Source organism: Streptomyces sp. NPDC002787 (assembly GCF_053592095.1).
The window spans coordinates 1-4,520 of record NZ_JBSFVC010000082.1 but is presented as its reverse complement, the minus strand read 5'-3'; the positions used below and the strand labels follow the sequence as shown (position 1 = coordinate 4,520).

The 4,520-nt window shown below is 67.9% G+C and carries 3 protein-coding genes and 4 pseudogenes; 4 read left to right on the top strand and 3 right to left on the bottom strand.

Going from position 1 to position 4,520, the window contains the following annotated elements:
- Positions 1-283: 283 nt before the first annotated feature.
- The 4 genes and pseudogenes from ACWD26_RS43980 to ACWD26_RS43965 form a co-directional block, all read left to right on the top strand.
- Positions 284-505 (top strand): annotated as a pseudogene (locus ACWD26_RS43980) (hypothetical protein); the annotation flags it as partial.
- Between the two features lie 195 nt (positions 506-700).
- Positions 701-918 (top strand): annotated as a pseudogene (locus tag ACWD26_RS43975) (hypothetical protein).
- 261 nt (positions 919-1,179) lie between these two features.
- Positions 1,180-1,734, top strand: a complete 555-nt coding sequence (locus ACWD26_RS43970; RefSeq protein WP_451279370.1) for a hypothetical protein — start codon at positions 1,180-1,182, stop codon at positions 1,732-1,734.
- Positions 1,735-1,800: 66 nt separating this feature from the next.
- On the top strand, positions 1,801-2,256 hold the full coding sequence (locus ACWD26_RS43965) for a DUF5959 family protein (RefSeq protein WP_451279368.1): 456 nt from the start codon (positions 1,801-1,803) through the stop codon (positions 2,254-2,256).
- 13 nt (positions 2,257-2,269) lie between these two features.
- Here ACWD26_RS43965 and ACWD26_RS43960 read toward each other — a convergent pair.
- From ACWD26_RS43960 to ACWD26_RS43950, 3 genes and pseudogenes are all read right to left on the bottom strand, one after another.
- A pseudogene (locus ACWD26_RS43960) lies at positions 2,270-2,700 on the bottom strand (transposase); the annotation flags it as partial.
- Between the two features lie 158 nt (positions 2,701-2,858).
- Complete coding sequence (locus ACWD26_RS43955) at positions 2,859-4,142, bottom strand: NAD(P)/FAD-dependent oxidoreductase (protein ID WP_451279366.1); 1,284 nt, start codon at positions 4,140-4,142, stop codon at positions 2,859-2,861.
- A 49-nt stretch (positions 4,143-4,191) separates the two neighbouring features.
- Positions 4,192-4,520 (bottom strand): annotated as a pseudogene (locus ACWD26_RS43950) (haloacid dehalogenase); the annotation flags it as partial.

Genomic DNA, 4,520 nt, shown 5'->3' with positions numbered 1-4,520 from the left:
CTGGCTCGACTTCTACAACACTGGCCGCCGACACACTGCGCTCGGCGGCCAGCCACCGATCAGTCGACTGTCACCAACGTCATGACCGAGTACACCTAGAGCGGCCCCGCAGGTGAGGCGGAAAGGCCCCCCGCCCGCAGTCAGCCGGCCCCTCGGTCACGGCCCGCTTCCAAGCCGCGTCCCGCAGCAGGCGCAGTCCGTTCAGTCCGACGAGGACCGTGGACCCCACACGGGCCCGCGCTCTCGACGGCCCGCCGTACGTGCCGGGACGGACCGGACTCGCTCCCACCAGTCGCGCCTGCTGCGCAACCTCGGCCTGGTCACCGGCGAGCGCCGGGGCCGCTCCATCATCTACACGCTCTACGACAACCACGTCGCCGAACTCCTGGAGCAGACGGCAGCGATTGGCACACCCGTATCGAACAGCGCTCCGACCGCCAGGTCCCCCAACGAGATCGACTGGTGTATTGTCCGCGCGGCCTGTGAGATGACGGCACCGCAGTAGGAGTGGCCGACCAGGACCAGCGGGCCGGGGAGCGTGGTCAGCAGGGCACAAGGGCGCATCCTGCATGCAGCGCGCCCTGGCACATCCCGGCGGCGCGCGTCCGCCTCGCTTGTGCCGGGTACCCCCGTGCAGTCCCCCGCGACCGCCGGTTCCGGACACCGACACGCCACAGTCCAGCCCACGGAGGTGAGCAACATGAATGACATCAGCGGACTGGAACCCGTCGCCGCGTTCTGCTCGGCAACTGCGACTGCGGCCGTCCGCAGCTCTTCGTCGACCCCAACGCCCCGACCGAGCAGCGGATCATCCTCACCGACGATTTCGGCCAGCGCGTCCAGATGAGCCCCGACGAGTTCTCCAACCGCGTCGACGACGCCAAGGCGGGCAAGCTGGACGGCATAGTCATGCCCTGAGCCCGCCGCCCGCTCAGAGCAGCCCTCTTTGACGCGGACGACCTGGCCTTCGCCGAGGAGCTGGCCGCTCGCGCCGCGGTGGCCATCGACAACGCTCACCGCCACCCCCGCGAACACACCCTTGCCGAAGGACTCCAGCGGCGCCGGCTGCCCCGCTCCCTGCCCGCCCAATCGGCCGTGGAGACCGTCCACCGCTACCTGCCCGCCCGGTCCTGCCGAGGCGGACCGGCCGGACCTGCTGGGTCATGAGAGAGTCACGAGGTGACCGCGCCGCCTCCCATCGAGAATGTCTCGGTTCTCCACCGCACGGGTCAGTGGTGTCCCGGGCGCCGGATCGGGGAGGTTGTCGCCTACGACGTGCGGATCCTCCCCGAGTACCAGGTGCCTGGCCGGCCGACCGTCGATCGCAGCTACCTATTGCTTGACCAGGGCATCCAGCTGACCAGGCCCGTTGTGTTCGACGGCCCGGTAGAGGGTTGGTGGTACGTCGACCTGGTCGAGATTGAACTCACCGAGGCTGGGCTTGTCGTCCATGATCTCTACGTTGACTTGCTGATACCACCCCGTGCTGAGCGCTACCACGTCCTGGATCTCGACGACCTTGCTGATGCCCTTAGCCGTGGACAGATCACAGCGGCCCAGTGCGCCACCGTTCTTAGCAGAACCCAACGTTTCATCGACCGGCACCTGCGCAGTACCGAAAAAGGTTCCGTTGATCCTCCGCACAGGTTTCCGCCGGCCAGCATCGCAGAACTCGAGCCGCTTCCTCGCTTTCTTGAACGAACACCAAGGATCGACATGCAGCCAGGAAAATGATCTCCGTCTCTGCCGAGGACGTGTACATGACGAGTCGGCACATGTACACGGCCCAGGGGATATGACATGACCGAGCGCGGCCCGGTGGACCTCATCCACCTTGCTGACCAAGAGAACAGCGTGATCGTTCGGGTGGCGGGGCCAACAACCGGAGTGCTCCCGTGGGATGGCTGCCTTGACGTCGACATCGTGGTGGCCAGCGAGTTCGCGAAGGGCCACCTCACAGAGGTGTGCCTGCTGCCCGAGGACCTGGACGATTGGGCAGAGGCGCTCGAACTGCTCGCCGAGGGCCAGCCGGTTCGCTGGATGGATGACGGTCGAAACCCGGAGATCCGGATCACGCCGGAGGGGCCGTACATCTCCCACGGCGAGGCCCTCAACGCGATCGAGGTGGTGGTGAGGGACACGGCGGTGTCCCTCACCTCGGTTTGTGTATTGGTGCGCCTGCCCGCCGACTGGGTCGATGCCCAGCGTCTGCGACTCGCCCAGGTCCGCGCCGCGTGGCCCTTCGGGCAGGGTTGAGGACGGGAGGCTCTCAGTTGCGGGTGAGGGCCTCACAGGCGATGAGGCGCCTCCAGCAGATGAGCACGCAGCCGAGCGTGAGGAAGGCTTCGTGGATGTCGTCGCGTATCTCCCAGCGCAGGCGGCGAACCAGTGCAGGTGGGCGCACGCGCGCTCCACGGCCCAGCGTTGGGTGCCCAGGCCGGAGCCGTGCTCGGTGCCGCGGCGGGCTATGACCGGCTTCACGCCGAGGTCCCAGACGAGCCGGCGGTACTTGTCGTGGTCGTAACCGCGGTCCCCGAGTACGACGTCCGGGCGGCGGCGCGGTCGGCCGTGCTTGCCGCGCACGGGCGGTACCGCTTGAAGCAGTGGGATGAGCTGGGTGACGTCGTTGCGGTTGGTGTCGGCCAGGGTGACCGCGAGTGGGATGCCGGTGGCGTCGGTGATCAGGTGGTGCTTGCTGCCCGCGCAGGGTGTGAATGCCCCAGTACGCCTCGGCGGGGACGTCACGGTCACCGAGAAGGTCGTGCTCGCTGCGGGTGGCTGCGGCGGCGGTCATGGGAGTACGGGTCCTTCCCGCAACCGCTTCACGGAACTCCCCCGCAGAGTCAGCCGGCGTCTATTCAGCGGAGCTTGTCCTTGGCCTTGTAGTAGGCGCCGCCGAAGGGCAGGAACCAGGCGGTGCCGTTGTAGAAGGGGACGGGGACCTTGGGAAAGCCGAGGCCGCGGAGCGGGTTGGCCTCGGGGTTGCCGTCCATCATCTCGGCGACCGCGCGGCCCATGTAGGTGGCCATCTGGACGCCGTGGCCGCAGTAACCCATGGAGTAGTACAGGCCGTTGACCTCGCCCGCGTGCGGAATGCGGTCCCAGGAGAAGCCGACCATGCCGCCCCACACGTAGTCGATGCGCACCCCGGCCAGCTGCGGGAAGATCTCGGTCATCTCCCGCTTCAGGATGTCACCGCTCTTGATGTCGGAGGCCGCGTTGGAGGGGGCGAAGCGGGCCCGGCCGCCGAAGGCGAGGCGGTTGTCCGGCGTGAGCCGGATGTAGTGGCCGATGTTCTTGGAGTCGACCACCAGGCGGGCGTTCGGGATGAGCTTCTTGGCGCGGGCCTCGCCGAGCGGCTCGGTGACGATGATGAAGCTGCCGACGTTGATCAGCCGCTTCCGGAACCACGGCATCGACTTGTCGGTGTAGGCGTCCGTGGCCGCCATGACCTGCTTGGCACGGATGGTGCCGTTCATGGTCTCCACCACGAAGCCGCCGCCGGGGAGACGGGTGAGGCCGGTGGCGGCGTTGCGCTCGTGGATCTCCGCGCCGACGCGCTCGGCGGCCTCGGCGAGGCCGTGGACGTACTTGCCCACATGCAAGGCGGCACTGAGCGGGTCGAGCAGAGCGCCGTGGTAGTAGTCCGAGCCCAGTTCGGACTTGAGCTCGCTGCGGGTCAGGAGCTGGGTCTCGTGGTCGAAGTTTTCGGCCAGGTCACGCTGGGTGGCGCGCATGGACTCGAAGTGCTGCGGCTTGAAGGCGACGCCGAGCCGGCCGGAGCGGTTGAAGTCGCACTCGATCCGCTCGGTCTGTGTCAGCTCCTCGACGACGTCGACCGCCTCGCGGAAGGAGTCGTACAGCTCACGGGCCCGCTCCTGCCCGAAGCGCTTGCGCGCCTCGGCGGGGCTGATGGTGATGCCCTGGGTGCACATGCTGCCGTTGCGGCCGGAGGCGCCCGAGCCGACCTTGTCCTTCTCGACCAGGACGACCCGGGCGCCCTTGCGGGCGGCATGGTAGGCGGTGGACAGCCCGGTGAGGCCGCCGCCGATCACCACCACATCCGCCTCGTCGGGCAGGTCCTTTCCGGAACGGTCGGGGAAGGCGGGGGCTGTGTCCAGCCAGTAGGGGATCTGCTTCATGGCGTGCGTCCTCTGTGTTCTCGGTCTGTTTCGCCGGTTGCGCCGTCGGTCAGCAGCCGAGGAGCTTCGGCAGGCCCGACAGGTCGGGCAGCTCGTCGTACGGCTGGTAGTCGGCGCTGCCCTTGCGGCCGTAGCGGTTGATCCACACCCGGCGCTTCAGCCCCAGGTCGCGGGTCGGGATGTGGTCGTACTCCCAGCCCTGCGCGACGTGGATGACCTGCGACGACTCAACACCCATGGTCCGGAAGGCGTGCTTGAAGGTCTGGCGGTCCGGCTTGTAGGCGCCGGCCTGCTGGGCGGTGATGACGTAGTCGAACTCGACGCCGATGTTCTCGACGTTCCGCGCGATCAGGTTGTCGTCGGTGTTGGAGATGATGG

What these genes read in the sequence shown, in the direction of transcription:
- ACWD26_RS43965 (WP_451279368.1), top strand. Translation starts at nt 1,801, where the DNA reads ATGACCGAGCGCGGCCCGGTGGACCTCATCCACCTTGCTGACCAAGAG.
- ACWD26_RS43955 (WP_451279366.1), bottom strand. Translation starts at nt 4,142, where the DNA reads ATGAAGCAGATCCCCTACTGGCTGGACACAGCCCCCGCCTTCCCCGAC.